Origin of the sequence: Pseudomonas sp. UBA7530, assembly GCF_002479365.1 — a bacterium.
Classification (GTDB): Bacteria; Pseudomonadota; Gammaproteobacteria; order Pseudomonadales; family Pseudomonadaceae; genus Aquipseudomonas.
Genome location: NZ_DLMS01000003.1, coordinates 209158 through 224650, shown reverse-complemented (window position 1 = coordinate 224650; position 15493 = coordinate 209158). Strand labels below are relative to the sequence as shown.

The following is a 15493-nucleotide window of genomic DNA, read 5'->3' as shown; positions in this document are numbered from 1 at the left end:
CTTACACCGGTGCCGTCGGGCAAATGTAATGGAATGTTGTGGCGCGCAGGTCATACGATCGCCGATACATCTCGACAGCCAGGGGGCTGGGGCGCAATCGATAGAATCCTTCGAATACAAATGCGACTGATTGTATTTAAGGAATATCGATGTCCCAAGTGCTTCCCGCAGTCCCCTCGAGTCTGTCGAAAACCCTGGCTCCGGCGTTCGGCCTGATGCTCGGCGCCTGCACGCTGCCGACGCTGGCCGATGATAGCGCGGTGCAATTGCCCGCCACCCAGGTGACCGGCCAGAACGTGCCCTACAAGACCGACCGGGCTTCTTCGGCGAAGATCGCCGTGCCGCTGCTCGACGCGCCGCAGAGCGTCAACGTGGTGCCGCGCGAGGTGCTCGACGAGCAGAACGCGCAGACCCTGCAGGACGTGCTGCGCAACGTGCCGGGCATCACCTTCATGTCCGGCGAGGGCAACCTGGGCTGGGGCGACCTGTTCTCCATCCGCGGCTTCTCCTCGGAGCAGAGCCTGACCGTCGATGGCGTGCGTGATTCCGGCATGTCCAGCCGCACCGACACCTTCAACCTGGAGCAGGCCGAAGTCTACAAGGGCACCGGCTCGGTGGAGTCCGGCGTCTCGGCCATCGGCGGCAGCGTCAACCTGGTCAGCAAGCGCGCCCACCTCGGCGACGACGGCAAGCTGTCGGCGGGCATCGGCAGCGACAACTACAAGCGCCTGACCGCGGACATCAATCGCGAGATCAACGACACCAGCGCGGTGCGCATCAACCTGATGAAGCACGGCAACGCGGTGGCCGAGCGCGACGAAGTCGACTACGACCGCTGGGGCCTGGCCACGTCCTTCGGCTTTGGCCTGGGCACCGAAACTCGCCTGTGGCTCGATGCCTTCTACCAGAAGGACGAAAACACCCCGGACGGCGGCGTGCCGATCCAGCGTGGCAGCAATGGCAAGCGCATGCCCGGCGTATCGCGCGATGCCTGGTACGGCGATTCGAGCCTGTACACCCAGCAGACCGAGACGCGCTCGCTGACCGGTCTGTTCGAGCATGACTTCGACGACAGCACCACGCTGCGCAACCAGCTGCGCTGGCAGCAGACCGACAACTGGGCGGTGCTCTCGCCGGCGCGCTTCGTCGCCGCCAACGCCGATGGCAGCCGCAACTGCACCGGCACGCGCTGTGCCAGCCTCGGCTACGTGGGCGTCGGCCCGGTCAGCTCGGTCAATGGCGTCAATGCCTATACCGACTACGCCAACAGCGGTGACACCCGCTATGGCTACCTGCGCGGCAGCGACTTCGGCCTGTCCAAGCGCTATTCGATCATCGACAACCAGACCGACCTGAGCTTCGACTTCGCCACTGGCGGCATCGGCCACCAGGCGGTCACCGGCGTCGAGCTGTACAAGGAAACCTACGCCGGCCTGCACAAGAGCATGAAGGTGCCGGACGGCGCGATGTTCTTCGACATGACCGATCCGGCCCATCACTTCGCCTCCACCTACGAGCGCAAGGGCTACGGGGACCCGGCCACCGAGGTGAAGAACGCCGGCCTGTACGTCTCCGATACCCTGACCTTCAGTCCGCAATGGCAGCTGCTGCTGTCGCTGCGCTATGACCGCTGGAAGGTCAGCACCGAGAACGGCGGCAACGAAACCAGTCGTCGCGACGACACCTTCGGCGGCCGCGCCGGGCTGGTGTTCAAGCCGGCGCACAACGGCAGCATCTACCTGTCCTACAGCCAGTCGGCGCAGCCGTCGGCCATCGGCGCCACCACCAACAACCAAGTCTACGGCGCAGCGAGCACGGCAAACTACGAGCCGGCCAAGGCCAGCACCTACGAACTGGGCACCAAGTGGGAGCTGCTCGACAAGCGCCTGGGCCTGACCGCTGCGATCTTCCGCACCGAACTGGAGAACAGCTGGGAATACAGCGAAGGCGAGGCCTCGCCGGTACGTGCGCTGCCGGCCAAACGCGTCGACGGCGTCGAGCTGGGCCTGCAGGGCGAGCTGACCTCGAAGTGGAGCGCCTACGCCGGCTTCGCGGCGATGAAGAGCCGCCAGACCAAGGGCGCCAACAAGGGCGAGGAGGCCAAGAACGTCCCCGACCTGACCGCCAACCTGTGGACCACCTACGACCTCAGCGACGACCTGAGTCTGAGCTACGGCGCCAACTATGTCGGTCGCCGTCGCTATAGCGACAACAAGTACGTGGGCGGCCTGAACAACAACAGCAGCTACGCCGATGGTCCGTCCGGGGTGGCCGCTATCTACACCCGTGACCATGAAAAGGCGCCGAGCTACTGGCTGCACAGCGTCGCGGCACGTTATCAGGTCGATTCGAACACTACGGTCAATCTCAACGTCGACAACCTGTTCAACAAGTTCTACTACAGCCGCATCAGCGCCTCGCTCGATGGCTTCCAGCTGTATGGCGTGCCGGGCGCCGGGCGTACCGTCACCGCCAGCGTGGATTACAGCTTCTGATGCTGATCGAGATCGAAGCGCTGCTCAGCGCCGCGGAACTGGACGAGGTGCGTCGGCAACTGCTGGCGCAACCCTGGGTCGAGGGCAAGGCCACCGCCGGCGTGCAGTCGGCGCAAGTCAAGGCCAACCGCCAGCTGGACGAGGACAACCCGCTGGCCCGCCAGCTCGGCGAGCTGATCCTGCGGCGGCTGTCGGACAACGCGCTGTTCATGTCCGCCGCCTTGCCCAAGCGCATCTACCCGCCGCTGTTCAATCGTTATGGCGCTGGCGAGGCGTTCGGCTTCCATGTCGACAACGCCATCCGCGGTATCAAGAGCGTGCGCGAACGCGTACGCACCGACCTGTCTGCGACCCTGTTCCTGGCCGATCCGGCCAGCTACGACGGCGGCGAACTGGTGATCCGCGACACCTTCGGCGAGCAGCGCGTCAAGCTGCCGGCCGGGCATTTGGTGCTCTATCCCGGCAGCAGCCTGCACCGGGTCGAGGCGGTCACCCGTGGCGAGCGCCTGGCCTCGTTCTTCTGGATCGAGAGCCTGGTGCGCGAGGACAGCCAGCGGCAGATGCTGCTGGACATGGACGTGGCCATCCAGCGCCTGACTGCCCAGGGCGCCGACGACCAATCACTGCTGGAACTCACCGGCGTCTATCACAACCTGCTCCGCCGCTGGAGCGACACCTGAATCCATTCGAGGTCATTGCCGTGAATATCTCCCCGCTGCGGCGCGTACTCGCGCTGCCCCTGTTGCTGCTGGCCCTGGTAGGCTCCGCCCATGCCGTGGAAGTCACCGACGTGCTCGGGCGCAAGGTCGAAGTGCCGGCCGAGCCCAAGCGCGTGGTGCTGGGCGAAGGGCGCTTGTTCTTCGCCCTGGCGCTGCTCGACCGCGAGGCACCGTTCCAGCGCGTGGTCGGTTGGCAGAACGACATGCGCCTGCTCGACCCGCACACCTACGAGGTGTATGCCGAGCAGTACCCGGGCATCGCCCAGATTCCGCTGATCGGCCAGGCCTCGGAGCAGAGCGTCAGCGCCGAACAGATCCTCGCCCTCAAGCCGGACCTGGCGGTGTTCAGCATCGCCGGTGAAGGCCCGACCCAGCACAGCCCGGTCGCCGACCTGCTTGCCGCAGCGGGCATACCGGTGCTGTTCATCGATTTTCGTGTGCACCCGATCAAGAACACCCGCGTCAGCCTCGAAGCGCTGGGCAAACTGCTCGGCCGCGAGCGCGAGGCGCAGGAATATCTGAGCTTCTATGAGCGCCACCTGGCGCGCGTCACCGAGGCGGTGGCCGACCTGCCGGATGCGCAGCGGCCCAAGGTGTTTCTCGAGCTGCTGGCTGGCGTCTGGCAGGCGCCGGGCCACACCACCGGCAAGAGCGGCCTGGGCGGCGTGGTCGAAGCAGTCGGCGGACGCAACATCGCCGCCGGCGTGGTGCCGGGCGCGATCGGTGACGTCAGCGTGGAGTATGTGCTGACCGCCGACCCGGACGTCTACATCGCCACCGGCAACCGTAACCCGGGCGTGCTGCTCGGTGCCGGCGTGGACGAGAAGACCGCCCGCGATAGTCTGGCGAAGATCACCGCGCGCCCCGAGTTCGCGCCGCTGCGGCCGATCCGTGATGGCCAAGCCCATGCTCTGTGGCATGACTTCTACAACTCGCCGTTCAACATCCTGGCGATCGAGAGCATGGCGCGCTGGATTCATCCCGAGCGCTTCGCCGACCTCGACCCGCGCGCGACCCAGGCCGAGATCAACCGCTTCCTTGCCGTTGGCCTGGATGGCCACTACTGGATCGACGCAACGCCGTGAATGCCTATCTGCAAAGTGCCGGCGCGCCGGCGCTGGAGGCGGCCGCGCTGAGCTACCGGCGCCTGTTGCTGCGGCGCGGTCTGCTGGTGTTGCTGCTGGTCGGCCTGTTGCTGGTCAGCGTACTGGCCGACCTGGCCAGCGGCGCCTCCGGCATGGGCCTTGGTCAGTTGTTGGCCGGCATTCTCGACCCCGGCGCGCTGAGCGCCACCGAGCGCGTGATCATCTGGAACGTGCGCCTGCCCTACGCGCTGATGGCGGTGCTGGTCGGCGCCGCGCTGGCGTTGGCCGGCGCCGAGATGCAGGCGATCCTCGACAACCCGCTGGCCAGCCCCTTCACCCTGGGCGTGTCCTCGGCAGCGGCGCTCGGCGCCTCGCTGGCCATCGCCTATCCGCTGGCCATCGACTGGCTGGCGCCGAGCGGCCAGGTGACGGTGGCGGCGTTCGTCTTCGCCTGCCTGTCGGTGCTGCTGTTGCAGGCCATGTCGCGCCTGCGTGGCGCCGGGGTGGAGAGCCTGGTGCTGTTCGGTATCGCTCTGGTGTTCAGCTGCAATGCGCTGGTGTCGCTGCTGCAACTGCTGGCCACCGAGGACGTGCTGCAGCAACTGGTGTTCTGGACGCTGGGCAGCCTGGCTCGGGCCAACTGGGAGAAGCTCGGCATCCTCGCCGCGGTGCTCGCCGTGCTGCTGCCGTTCTCCTTGCGCGCCGCGCCGGGCATGACCCTGCTGCGCATGGGCGAGGACCGCGCACGCAGCTTCGGCGTCGACGTGCGCCGCCTGCGTTACGCTTCGTTGCTGCGCATCAGTCTGCTGGCGGCGACTGCGGTGGCCTTCGTCGGCACCATCGGTTTCGTCGGCCTGGTCGGCCCGCATATGGCGCGCCTGCTGGTGGGCGAGGATCAACGCTTCCTGCTGCCGGCCAGCGCCCTGGTCGGCGCCTTGCTGCTGTCGCTGTCGTCCATCGCCAGCAAGCTGATCCTGCCGGGGGTGATCGTGCCGGTGGGCATCGTCACCGCGCTGGTTGGCGTGCCGGTGTTCGTCGCGCTGGTGTTCCGCCGTGGGAGGCGCCTGTGACCCTCAGGGCGGAAAACATCGCGGTGGCCTATGGGCGCCGACAGATTCTCCACGGGCTGTCGCTGCCCGAGCTGCAGCCGGGCGGCCTGGTGGCGCTGGTCGGCCCCAACGGGGCTGGCAAGTCCACCTTGCTGCGGGCGCTGGCCGGGCTGGAGCGCATGCAAGGCAGCCTTACTCTCGGCGGCCAGGATCTGACGCGCATCGGCGGCGGCGAGCGTGCTCGTACTCTGGCCTACATGCCGCAGCAATTGCCGCCGGGCATCGCCCTCGGCGTGCTGGAAAGCGTGCTGGCGGCGCTGCGGGTGAGCGAGGAGGGTGAGGTGCTGGCGCGTGCCTTCGACGCCCTGGCGCGCATCGGCATCGAGGATCTGGCCGAGCATTCGCTCGATGGTCTTTCCGGTGGGCAGCGGCAACTGGTCTCGCTGGCGCAGTTGATCGCGCGGCGCCCGCGGGTGCTGCTGCTCGACGAGCCGACCAGCGCGCTCGATCTGCATTACCAGTTGCGGGTGATGGATTGCGTGCGCGACCTGGTGCGCGAGCACCAATTGCTGGCGGTGGCGGTGCTGCATGACATCAACCTGGCGGCCAGTTGCGCCGACCAGCTGGTGGTGATGCGCGCCGGCCGTATCCATGCCAGCGGCACGCCCGACGAGGTGCTGACGCCGCATCTGCTGGCCGAGGTCTACGGCGTCGAGGCGCGCGTCGAACGTTGCTCGCGCGGACGGCTGCAGGTGCTGGTGGATCGGGCGCTGCCGGCCGGTCAAAGACTCGGCTGACAGGCAGCCGCAAGGCTCGCCGCGGATGTCGACCAGCACGGGCGAGTCGAGCTTTTCTCTTGCGCAAAGAAACCGGAGCCTTTGCAGGCTCCGGTTCGGTTTCAGGCGTGGATCACTTACCAGCGGTCAGCGCGTTGTAGCTGGTCATCAGGTTGCGGTAGTCCGGGATGTGATCGGTGCAGATCTTGGCCAGGCCTTCCACGTCGTTGCGCCAGTCGCGGTGCAGCTCGCAGGCAACGGCGAACCAGTTCATCAGTTGCGCGCCGGCCTGGGTCATGCGCTGCCACGCCGAGTCGCGGGTGATCTGGTTGAAGGTGCCGGAGGCATCGGTGACCACGAACACGTCGAAGCCTTCCTCGATGGCCGACAGGGCCGGAAACGCCACGCAGACTTCGGTCACCACGCCGGCGATGATCAGCTGCTTCTTGCCGGTGGCCTTGATCGCCTTGACGAAGTCTTCGTTGTCCCAGGCGTTGATCTGGCCAGGGCGGGCGATGTACGGCGCGTCCGGGAACATTTCCTTCAGCTCGGGAACCAGCGGGCCGTTGGGGCCGGTTTCGAAGCTGGTGGTGAGGATGGTCGGCAGGTTGAAGAACTTGGCCAGATCAGCCAGCGCCAGCACGTTGTTCTTGAACTTGTCCGGCTCGATGTCGCGAACCAGCGAGAGCAGGCCAGCCTGGTGGTCGACCAGCAGTACGACGGCGTTGTCTTTGTCCAGGCGGTTGTAGGTGGCGTTGGTCATGGTGAAGTCCTCGAATTGTTTTCAATGTGCCGGCTGTGCCGGTGAGTGGGTTTTCGTTCAGCAGTGCGTCACTGCATGGAAGAAAGATTAAATTCGAGACCCTTTTCCGACTAGACTGCGAAAATTGCCTCTAGCGTTCTATTTGGGGAACGATAAAGCGTTTGATCGCTTCTGCGACCTCACCCAGACGATGGGCGAGGGGCAACACGCAGAGTGTCAATCATCCGCCTGAAGGCCTGCCGGCATGCGCAGGAAACGCTTGCGAAAGGCAGTTGGAGAAACGCCGACACGCTGGCAGAACAGGCGGCGGAACGAGTTGCTGTCCTCGTAGCCCACCCGGCTGGTGATCGTCTCGACGCTCAGGCGTGTGGTTTCCAGCAACTCCTTGGCCTTCTCCAGGCGCAAGCCCTGCAGATAGGCCAGCGGCGGAAGGCCGGTGGCATCCTTGAAGCGACGCTTGAAGTTGCGCACGCCGAAGCCGAAGCGCGTGGCCAACTCGTCGATGTTGCACGGCTCGGCGAAGTGGGCCGCCATCCAGTCCTGCACGCGCAGGATCGCTTCGTCGCCATGGCTGCGCGGCAGCGACCAGCTGATGTAGACGGACTGCTCGCTGCGCACATTGTCGATCAGCAGGTAGCGGCTGCATTGCTGCGCCAGTTCGCGCGAGGCGAAGCGGCGAATCAGGTGCAGCAGCAAATCCATCGCCGCGCTCGCCCCGGCGCTGGTGATCACCCGGTTGTCCTCGCAGAGGATGCGCCGCTCGTCCACGCGGGCTTGCGGGTAGCGGCGCCGCAGCAGGTCGGCGAAGGCCCAGTGGGTGGTGGCTTCTATACCGTCGAGCAGGCCCGCCTCGGCCAGCATGAAGGTGGCCGTGCACATCGAGGCGATCACCGCCCCCTGCTCATGCTGACGGCGCAGCCAGCCGGCATGGCGTTCGAACGTCGGCAGCGCCTCGCGCAGGCTGAAGAGAAAGCCGGGGATCAGCACCAGGTCGGTTTTCTCCACCGCCTCCAGCGCCACGTCCACCGGCATGCTGCGGCCCAGGGCGCTGGCCGCCGGCTGCCCGTCCAGCGAGGCCACGCTGAGGGTGAAGGGCGCTGTGGCCGGCAGGGCGAAACGATTGGCGGCGTCGAGTACTTCCAGAGCCAGGGCAGCGCTGGCTAGCGAGCTGTAGTCAGCCAGCAGCAAGGTGACGTGCATGGTTACTCCATTGCGTAATCAGCATGGTATTGGTCATTTCTGCATCTACCTTACTCCAGGCGCGCCGCCTAGAGTGCGCCCCCTTCATTCAAACGGGTGTTTGTCGCATGAACCTCTGGTTTCGCCTTTTGCTGATGTTGCTGCGCCGTCCCTGGCGCCGGCCGGTGCCGGGGCTTGCCACCACCGTGGTGCGCCTGCGGGTGTGGCCGCTGGATCTGGATTTCAACCGGCACGTCACCAATGGTCGCTACTTCACCCTGGCCGATGTCGGACGGATGGATTACGTGCTGCGCAGCGGCGCCTTTCGCGTGGCTCTGCGCCACCGTGCGTTGCCCATCGTCGGTGATGTGTGCGGCAAGTTCCGCCGTGAACTGAAGCTGTTCGAGCGTTTCGAGATCCACACACGCATGTTGGGCTGGGACGACAAGTGGAGCTTCGTCGAGCACCGCTTCGTCAAGGATCAGCGGGTCATCGCCGTGGTGGTCATGCGCGGGTTGTTCCGTGGGCCGAAGGGGAATGTGGCGCCTGCCGAATTCGCCCGTGAGCTTGGTCTGGACGAGCAGTCACCGGCGTTACCCGATTGGCTGCAGCAGTGGTCGGCCAGCTGCGACGGCCTGAGTCTGCAACTGCGTGAGACGGAGCGACCTTAGGTGCCGGGCTGGCCATTACCACCTGGGTAGTCAAATTAAAGAGGAGGGCCGTAACACCTGGTGTTGCGGCCCTTCTTCCTGAGCGAGATAGCGCCTGCATGTTCAGCTGCGGCGTTTCTCGTAACGCACGTCGCGTTCGTCAACGGCGCCCGCCAGCTCCCAGCCATGGCGGCGGTAGAAAGCATTGGCGCGGATGCTTTCGTGACCATCGGTGATCAGCCAGATCGACTCGTGACCCTGGAATAGCGCCGTCTCCGCCGCATTCAGGAGCAGATGCCCAAGTCCCTGACCTTCGGCTTGCGGGCGAACGAAAAGGGCGAACAGTTCGCCGGCTTCGAGATCGACCATGGCAAAGCCCGCCGCTATGCCGTCCAGTTCAGCTATCCAGGCGCAGGGCGTATGTTCGATGGCCTCGGCCAAGGCGGCCGATGTAATACCGAGTTCGGCCATCTGCTCGCGGGACAGGTGGTTCTGGACGACGCTGGTGCGGATGTCGAATAGCGTGTCGATATCGGCTACGGTAGCCGGACGAAGCGTGGCTTCCATGACAGGGTTCCTTGTGCAGGCAGGTCACCATAGGGTGCCTCTAAAAACTACCTGCGTTGTCATCGCTGCGTTAAAAACAAGCTCAAAATGCTCATTTACAACTCGTAAACTCCGCTTTTTCGCTTGTTTTTGCCTTGCGCTGACTGCCTCGCTTACGTTTTGTAGAGGCACCCCATAGTCGGTCGAGGCCATTGGCCTCAAGCCGATAGCGATCCTTGTTGCAGTGCTTTAACTGAAAAGAATTCTCACTTATATTCGCGCTCTTTCAGTTGGCAGCGAAGCGCTCCCTTGTCCCATTCCTCCGCCAATACCTCTCTGCTCGCCGCGCTGGTGCGTCATTACGACGAACTGGTCGACTCGGTGCGTCGCCGCTTCGGCGACCGCCACGCGGCACGCGAGGTGGTCCACGACGTTTGCGTCCAGTTGCTGGAAGCGCCGGAGAAGAAAGATGTGCGTGTGCCACTGGCGCTGCTGCGCAAAATCGCCCATGACCGCGCCGTCAGCCATTACCGCAGCGAGCGGCGGCGGCAGGCCTGGGTAGACGAGCAGGCGCAGTTGCCGGAGGTGGCCAGCGCCGCTCCGGGGCCGGAGCGCTGTCTGGAAACGGCCGATGAGCTGGATCGTCTGTGTGCGGCGATTGCCGAATTGCCGCCGCGCTGTCAGCAGGTGTTCATCATGCACAAGCTCCACGAGCTGCCCCAGCAGGAGGTGGCCGAGCAACTGGGCATCTCCCTGAAGGCGGTGGAAAAGCACCTGCGCGTGGGCATGAGCAAGTGCCTGGCCTGGTTGGAGCGGGTAGCGCCGTGAAGCGTCAGCCGCCGCACGAGGACGAGCGCATCCCGGCCGACGACGCCATCGCTCGCCACCGCGAGGCACTCAAGGCGCGCTTTCCCCTGCCGGCGCCGGTCAAGCGCAGCCGGCGCTCGCCGGGCACCGCGTTGGGGCTGTTCGCCGCCGCGCTGGCCCTGACCGGTGGCCTGATCTGGCTCGACCCCGCCTATCGCAACGAGGATCATGCCAGTGCCCCAGGGCAGGTGCAGACCATTGCCCTGGCTGATGGCAGCCAAGTGACGCTCGATGGTGACAGCCGCATTCGGGTGAGTTGGCACCTGCGTAGCCGCCGTGTGGAATTGCAGGCCGGCCAGGCGCTGTTCGCGGTTGCGCCGATGAGCTACCGGCCATTCCTGACCCAGGCCGGCGCTACGCAGATTGTCGTGGTTGGCACGCGCTACAACGTCAGCCGACTGGGCGACGAGGTGCAGGTCACGGTGAGCGAGGGCAGGGTGGCTGTGCACGGTCGCGGCGATACGCTGCTGCTGAGCGCGGGTGAGCAGGTGCGGGTACGCGCCGGTGAGCTCGGCACGGTCACGCGGGTCGATGCCGAGGCGAGCGCCGCCTGGATCGATGGTCGTCTGGTTTTCGAGCGTACGCCGCTGGGTGAGGTGCTCGATGCGCTGCAGCGCCATACCGGTATCCGCGTCAACCTGGCGGACCCCAGCCTGGCTGAGCTACCGGTATCCGGCCGCTTCGAACGCTCGCGCCTGCAGGGACTGCCGGCGCTGTTGCCGAAGATCCTGCCGCTGGATCTGACGACGGGCCCCGATGGCGTTCCGACGCTGAGCCGGCGTCAGGCCGAAAAATAATTTTCGCAGCGAGGTAGGGTTTTGCCCGCGTAGCGGCGGCTATCTCCAGGAACGCCCTCTTTTCATTCCTGGAGACCCCACGTGAGAACCCCGACACTGCGCCTTAACCTGTTGGCCAGCAGCCTGCTGCTGGGCCTGTCGTCGATGGTGCAGGCCGCCAGCGAAGTCGACTTCGACCTGCCTGCCGCGCCGCTCGAACAGTCGCTCAATGCCCTGGCCGGCCAGTCCGCCGCGCAGATACTTTTCTCCAGCGACATCGCCAGCGGCAAGCAGGCCGGTGAGCTGCGTGGTCGCTACAGCACCGGCGAGGCCCTGCAGCGCCTGCTCGAAGGCAGTGGCCTGGAGGTTCGCCAGCAGGGCGAGGACACCTTCATCATCGTTTCTCGCGAGGCCGCGCTGTCGCAGGCGCCGAATGCCGCGCCGCTGCAACTGGGGGCGATGGACGTGACCGCCACGCGCACCTCCAGCAACCTGGTACCGCAGGTGCGCCAGGTCGATGTGATCGAACGCGAGAAGCTCGAGCAGCTGCGCCAGGGTTCCGACAGCCTGGCCACCTTGCTGGCCAAGGTCACGCCGGGCATGTCCGATTCCAGCCGCACCATCACCGACTATGGCCAGACCCTGCGCGGGCGCACCATGCTGATCCTGGTCGATGGTGTGCCGCTCAATACCAACCGCGACTCCTCGCGCAACCTGGCCAGCATCGACCCGGCACTGATCGAGCGGGTCGAAGTGGTGCATGGCAGCAGTGCGATCTACGGTGCCGGCGCCACCGGCGGCATCGTCAATATCACCACCCGAGCGGCCGGTGGCGAGCGCCGGGCCGAGACCACCCTCCGTGGTACGTCCTCGCTGACCCAGCTGGACGGCGACAGCCTGGGCGGTGAACTTCAGCATCACCTGTCCGGCGCGCAGGGGCAGGTCGACTACGCCTTCGACCTCGGTGTGCGCCATGTCGGTGGCTCGTTCGACGCGGATGGCAAGCGCATCGCTCCCGAGCCGAGTCAGGGCGACCTGTTCGACTCCAACAGCTTCAACATCGGCGGCAAACTCGGCCTGCGTATCGACGAGGATCAGCGCATCCAGCTCGCCCTCAGTCATTCCGATGCCAAGCAGGACAGCGACTACACCGCCGACCCTGCGGTTGCCGCGCTGCCCGCCGGCAGCGTGCCGGCGCAGCCGCTCAAGGGCCTGAAGCTGGACACCCAGAACCGCATCAGAAACACCCTGGCCAACCTCCAATACGAGCATGCGGATCTGCTCGGCAGTCGCCTGTCCGCGCAGCTCTACTACCGCGACTACTTCACCCGCTTCACCCCCTTCGACGCACGTGGCGTCGCCACCCGTGGGCGCTTCGTCGATCAGGTGATGCAGAACAGCGAAGTTCTCGGCAGCCGCTTCACCCTGAGCACGCCGCTGGGGGAGAACACCGAACTGGTCTGGGGTGGCGACTTCAACCACGAGCGCAGCGACATGCCGCTCGACATCTTCGACGCTGCGCGCTACGACGCCAGCGGCGGTCGGGATTTCGAGAAGATCGGCAAGCGCACCTACATGCCCGAGCTGACCACCATCAGCACCGGCGCTTTCGTCCAGCTGCGCCATCGCATCAACGAGCAGTGGTCGGTCGATGGCGGCCTGCGCTACGAGTACGCCACCGCCGAGTTCGACGACTTCGTGCCGTTGTCGGAGATTCGCAATGCCAACCCGGCGACCGTCAGCGGCGGCAAGGTGCGTTATGACGATGTGCTCGGCAACCTCGGCGTGGTTTATTCGCCCGTGGCCGGCCAGGAGATCTATGCCGCCTTCAGCCAGGGCTTCCAGTTGCCGGACATCGGCGTGCAGCTGCGTAATGCGCGCAGCGGTTTCGACATCGACTCCTCCGACCTGGAGCCGGTAAAGACCAACAACTACGAACTGGGCTGGCGTGGTGCGCTGGGCGAGCAGACGCAGGGGGCGCTGGCGCTGTTCTACACCACCTCGAAACTCGGTGACGTGCAGAGCTTCAACAATGGCCTGATCCTGACTCGCACCGAGGAGCGCATCCACGGCGTCGAGGGCAGCCTGGACTGGCTGAACCTGGAGGAAACCTGGGGCCTGGGCGGCACCTTCACCTGGATGAAGGGTCGCGAGAAACCGGACAACGGCGAGTGGCGCGACATGACCGGTTTCCGCGTGCCACCGCTGAAGCTGACCGCCTACGTGCAGTACAACCCCAGCGAAGCCTGGAGCAACCGCCTGCAGGCTACCTACTTCGCCAGCAAGGACTATCGCCTGGATGGTCAGGCCAGCTTCGGCCGCCGCGACGTGGACGGCTACACCACCGTCGACCTCATCAGCGACTACCGCCTGAGCGAAGCGGACAAGGTCAGCCTGGGCATCCAGAACCTGTTCAACCGCGATTACTACCCGCTCTACAGCCAGCTACTGCGCAGCAACAACAACACCAGCCACCTGCCGGCGCCTGGCACTACGCTGACGGTGAGCTACAGCCACCAGTGGTAACCAAACGGCCCCGCACGATGGCGGGGCCGTCTTCTCGAACAGCGCGCTCGGCAAACCTTTGGGGCAGGCCGAGCGGCGCGACGTCTCAGCCTACCTTGAAGCGGTTCACCAGTTGCTGCTGGTGATCGGCCAGGCGCGCCAGTTCGCGACTGGTCACGGCGGTCTGTTCGGCAGCGGCGCTGACCTGGATGACCAGGTCGTTGATCTCATTGACATTGCGGTTGATCTCCTCCGATACCAGGCTTTGCTCCTCGGCGGCCGAGGCCACCTGGATATTGCGGTCGCTGATGCTGGCGATACCGTCGGCGATCTCCACCAACAGGTCGCCAGCCCGGACCACGTTGTTGGCGCCGGCCTGGGCCTTGTCCAAGGTTTCCTGCATGGAGCTGGCGGCGCGGTCGGAGCCGCTCTGCAGGTTGCTGATCATCTGCTGAATGCTGACGGTAGAGTCCTGGGTCTTCTGCGCCAGCTGACGCACCTCGTCGGCTACCACGGCAAAGCCACGACCCTGTTCGCCGGCACGGGCCGCTTCGATGGCGGCGTTGAGGGCCAGCAGGTTGGTCTGTTCGGCGACGCCACGGATCACGTCGAGTACCGAGGAAATCGCATCACTCTCGCGCTTGAGTTCGACAATGATGCCGGCTGTCTGCTCGGCCTGCGTCGACAGGGCCTGGACCAGACGCACGGTGCTCTCGATCTCGGTCTTGCCCTGCAGCGTACTGTCATTGACCCGGCGCGACATTTCCGCGGCTTCGGTGGTGCTGCGCGCCACATCACGCACGGTGGCGCTCATCTCGTTGATGGCGGTGGCCACCTGATCGGTGCCCTGGCGCTGTTGCGCCACGTTCTGGCTGGTCTGCAGGGCCACGGCCGAGGATTCTTCGGCGGCGGTGGCGACCTGCGCCGCAGCGCCACCGATTTCCTCGATCACTTCCCTGATCTGCTGGGCCATGTTGTTGAGGTTGCGCGCGATGACGCCGAACTCGTCGCCGCCTTCATAGCTCGTGTGCGCGGTCAGATCGCGTCTGGCCAGGGCCACCAGGGTCTGATTGACATCGCTGACCGCCGATTTGATGTTGCGGATGATCAGCAGCGACAGCACCACCACGGCGGACAGCACGCCCAGTATGGCTGCGATGGTCAGCCACAGGCTGCTGGCGGCTTCGTCGCGCGCCTGGGTCGCCAGGTCGCCGACGCTCTGGCCGAGTTCGGCCTCGAGCTGGCCCATCAGGTCGATGCGGCTGGTGGCAAGCCTGAACCAGTCTTCGGGCTTGATGCCCAGCGGGGCGCCGAGCGGGGTTTCGAAGGCCAGGCGTTGCAGGCGCGCCACCTCTTGCGAGTCGGGTTGCTGCAGCGCGTTGTCGAGCTTGTTGCGGAAGCTGGTGGAGGCGCGGCGTTCGAAGGCATCCAGATAGGCCGAGAATTCGCCCAGGTTGCGGCTGAAACGCGACAACAGCTCGGCGTCGAAATGATCCTGATTGAAGCTCAGGCCTAGCAGCACGCGCTCGCGCCCGGCGCGTTCCTTCATTTCCACGAACTGGTTGAGGGAACCCAGCGCACGCAGGATCTGCGGGTTTTCGACGCTCGCCTCGAGGGCGTGGGTGAAGCCGATCAGGGTCTTGATCAGGTTGGTGTAGCGGATGCCCGAGTCGGTGCTGTTCAGCGATAGCGCATCGACCTGCGGACGCAGCGTGCCCAGTTCGTCGAGCGCGCGCAGGGCCTCGTTCATGTCGTTCGAGCCCTGTGCCAGGGCGCGCAGATGGCCCGTCGCGGCGTCGCTGTCACGGCGAAACTCGGCCAGCTTGTCACGCATGGCGGTGCCGCTGCTGCCGATGAACACGCCGCTGGCGCCGCGTTCGCGCTGCAGGGCGGTGATCACGGCGCTGATCTTCTGTGCCGCGCCGCTGGCGGTCACGGTGCGATCCATATCGGTCAGGGTCTGGTACTTGCCCGCGACATAGACACCAGCGAACGCCAGGAAACCAAGCAGGGGGAATATCAGTATGAGCAGTAGCTTCACGCTAAGCGGGGCATTTTTTAGCATCTTCCATGGCCTCATCGT

At 65.5% G+C, this 15493-nt stretch carries 13 protein-coding genes and 1 pseudogene; 9 read left to right on the top strand and 5 right to left on the bottom strand.

Features of this window, described 5'->3' with window-relative positions; genetic code table 11:
- Nucleotides 1-149 precede the first annotated feature (149 nt).
- From B2U07_RS07000 to B2U07_RS06980, 5 genes are read left to right on the top strand one after another with little or no spacing between them, the layout of a single operon-like run.
- Nucleotides 150-2495, top strand: coding sequence for a TonB-dependent receptor (locus B2U07_RS07000; protein WP_197856218.1), 2346 nt, complete (start codon nucleotides 150-152; stop codon nucleotides 2493-2495).
- Nucleotides 2495-3175: a Fe2+-dependent dioxygenase gene (locus B2U07_RS06995; RefSeq protein ID WP_275545871.1), complete on the top strand. Its 681-nt coding sequence runs from the start codon at nucleotides 2495-2497 to the stop codon at nucleotides 3173-3175. The genes B2U07_RS07000 and B2U07_RS06995 overlap by 1 nt, the downstream gene beginning before the upstream one ends.
- A gap of 20 nt (nucleotides 3176-3195) precedes the next feature.
- A complete protein-coding gene (locus B2U07_RS06990; protein ID WP_197856216.1) occupies nucleotides 3196-4299 on the top strand; it encodes an ABC transporter substrate-binding protein in 1104 nt (367 codons plus the stop codon).
- The gene (locus B2U07_RS06985; RefSeq protein WP_197856215.1) at nucleotides 4296-5369 is read left to right on the top strand and encodes a FecCD family ABC transporter permease; all 1074 of its coding nucleotides are present in this window, start codon (nucleotides 4296-4298) and stop codon (nucleotides 5367-5369) included. Before B2U07_RS06990 ends, B2U07_RS06985 begins: the two co-directional genes overlap by 4 nt.
- A complete protein-coding gene (locus B2U07_RS06980) occupies nucleotides 5366-6145 on the top strand; it encodes an ABC transporter ATP-binding protein (RefSeq protein ID WP_275545870.1) in 780 nt (259 codons plus the stop codon). The genes B2U07_RS06985 and B2U07_RS06980 overlap by 4 nt, the downstream gene beginning before the upstream one ends.
- A 112-nt stretch (nucleotides 6146-6257) precedes the next feature.
- On the opposite strand, the gene ycaC is transcribed toward B2U07_RS06980, so the two are convergent.
- On the bottom strand, nucleotides 6258-6887 hold the full coding sequence (gene ycaC / locus B2U07_RS06975) for an isochorismate family cysteine hydrolase YcaC (RefSeq protein WP_183892921.1): 630 nt from the start codon (nucleotides 6885-6887) through the stop codon (nucleotides 6258-6260).
- Nucleotides 6888-7103: 216 nt separating this feature from the next.
- Nucleotides 7104-8087, bottom strand: a complete 984-nt coding sequence (locus B2U07_RS06970) for a GlxA family transcriptional regulator (RefSeq protein WP_296276512.1) — start codon at nucleotides 8085-8087, stop codon at nucleotides 7104-7106.
- Nucleotides 8088-8194: 107 nt separating this feature from the next.
- Between B2U07_RS06970 and B2U07_RS06965 the strand changes: the two genes are divergently transcribed.
- Nucleotides 8195-8737: a thioesterase family protein gene (locus B2U07_RS06965; protein WP_275545868.1), complete on the top strand. Its 543-nt coding sequence runs from the start codon at nucleotides 8195-8197 to the stop codon at nucleotides 8735-8737.
- 102 nt (nucleotides 8738-8839) lie between these two features.
- Here B2U07_RS06965 and B2U07_RS06960 read toward each other — a convergent pair whose 3' ends face one another.
- Nucleotides 8840-9283 carry a GNAT family N-acetyltransferase gene (locus B2U07_RS06960; protein ID WP_197856211.1) on the bottom strand — a complete coding sequence of 148 codons (444 nt, stop codon included), beginning with the start codon at nucleotides 9281-9283 and terminating at the stop codon, nucleotides 8840-8842.
- Nucleotides 9284-9571: 288 nt separating this feature from the next.
- On the opposite strand from B2U07_RS06960, the gene B2U07_RS06955 reads away from it, so the two are divergent.
- The 3 genes from B2U07_RS06955 to B2U07_RS06945 all read left to right on the top strand — a co-directional run bounded on the left by B2U07_RS06955 (nucleotide 9572) and on the right by B2U07_RS06945 (nucleotide 13431).
- A complete protein-coding gene (locus B2U07_RS06955) occupies nucleotides 9572-10090 on the top strand; it encodes an RNA polymerase sigma factor (protein WP_197856210.1) in 519 nt (172 codons plus the stop codon).
- The gene (locus B2U07_RS06950; RefSeq protein ID WP_197856209.1) at nucleotides 10087-10926 is read left to right on the top strand and encodes a FecR family protein; all 840 of its coding nucleotides are present in this window, start codon (nucleotides 10087-10089) and stop codon (nucleotides 10924-10926) included. Before B2U07_RS06955 ends, B2U07_RS06950 begins: the two co-directional genes overlap by 4 nt.
- A gap of 81 nt (nucleotides 10927-11007) precedes the next feature.
- On the top strand, nucleotides 11008-13431 hold the full coding sequence (locus tag B2U07_RS06945) for a TonB-dependent receptor (protein WP_197856208.1): 2424 nt from the start codon (nucleotides 11008-11010) through the stop codon (nucleotides 13429-13431).
- Nucleotides 13432-13516: 85 nt separating this feature from the next.
- On the opposite strand, the gene B2U07_RS23080 is transcribed toward B2U07_RS06945, so the two are convergent.
- Both B2U07_RS23080 and B2U07_RS23075 read right to left on the bottom strand, forming a co-directional pair.
- Nucleotides 13517-14383, bottom strand: coding sequence for a methyl-accepting chemotaxis protein (locus tag B2U07_RS23080; RefSeq protein ID WP_419096328.1), 867 nt, complete (start codon nucleotides 14381-14383; stop codon nucleotides 13517-13519).
- Nucleotides 14375-15358, bottom strand: a pseudogene (locus B2U07_RS23075) (nitrate- and nitrite sensing domain-containing protein); the annotation flags it as partial. The gene B2U07_RS23080 and the pseudogene B2U07_RS23075, both read right to left, overlap by 9 nt.
- Between the last annotated feature and the right edge of the window lie 135 nt (nucleotides 15359-15493).

Excerpts from the sequence above, each read along its gene's own strand:
- B2U07_RS06960 (WP_197856211.1), bottom strand. The coding sequence starts at position 9,283 with ATGGAAGCCACGCTTCGTCCGGCTACCGTAGCCGATATCGACACGCTA.
- B2U07_RS23080 (WP_419096328.1), bottom strand. The coding sequence starts at position 14,383 with ATGGCCCAGCAGATCAGGGAAGTGATCGAGGAAATCGGTGGCGCTGCG.
- B2U07_RS06965 (WP_275545868.1), top strand. The coding sequence starts at position 8,195 with ATGAACCTCTGGTTTCGCCTTTTGCTGATGTTGCTGCGCCGTCCCTGG.
- ycaC (WP_183892921.1), bottom strand. The coding sequence starts at position 6,887 with ATGACCAACGCCACCTACAACCGCCTGGACAAAGACAACGCCGTCGTA.
- B2U07_RS06995 (WP_275545871.1), top strand. The coding sequence starts at position 2,495 with ATGCTGATCGAGATCGAAGCGCTGCTCAGCGCCGCGGAACTGGACGAG.
- B2U07_RS06970 (WP_296276512.1), bottom strand. The coding sequence starts at position 8,087 with ATGCACGTCACCTTGCTGCTGGCTGACTACAGCTCGCTAGCCAGCGCT.
- B2U07_RS07000 (WP_197856218.1), top strand. The coding sequence starts at position 150 with ATGTCCCAAGTGCTTCCCGCAGTCCCCTCGAGTCTGTCGAAAACCCTG.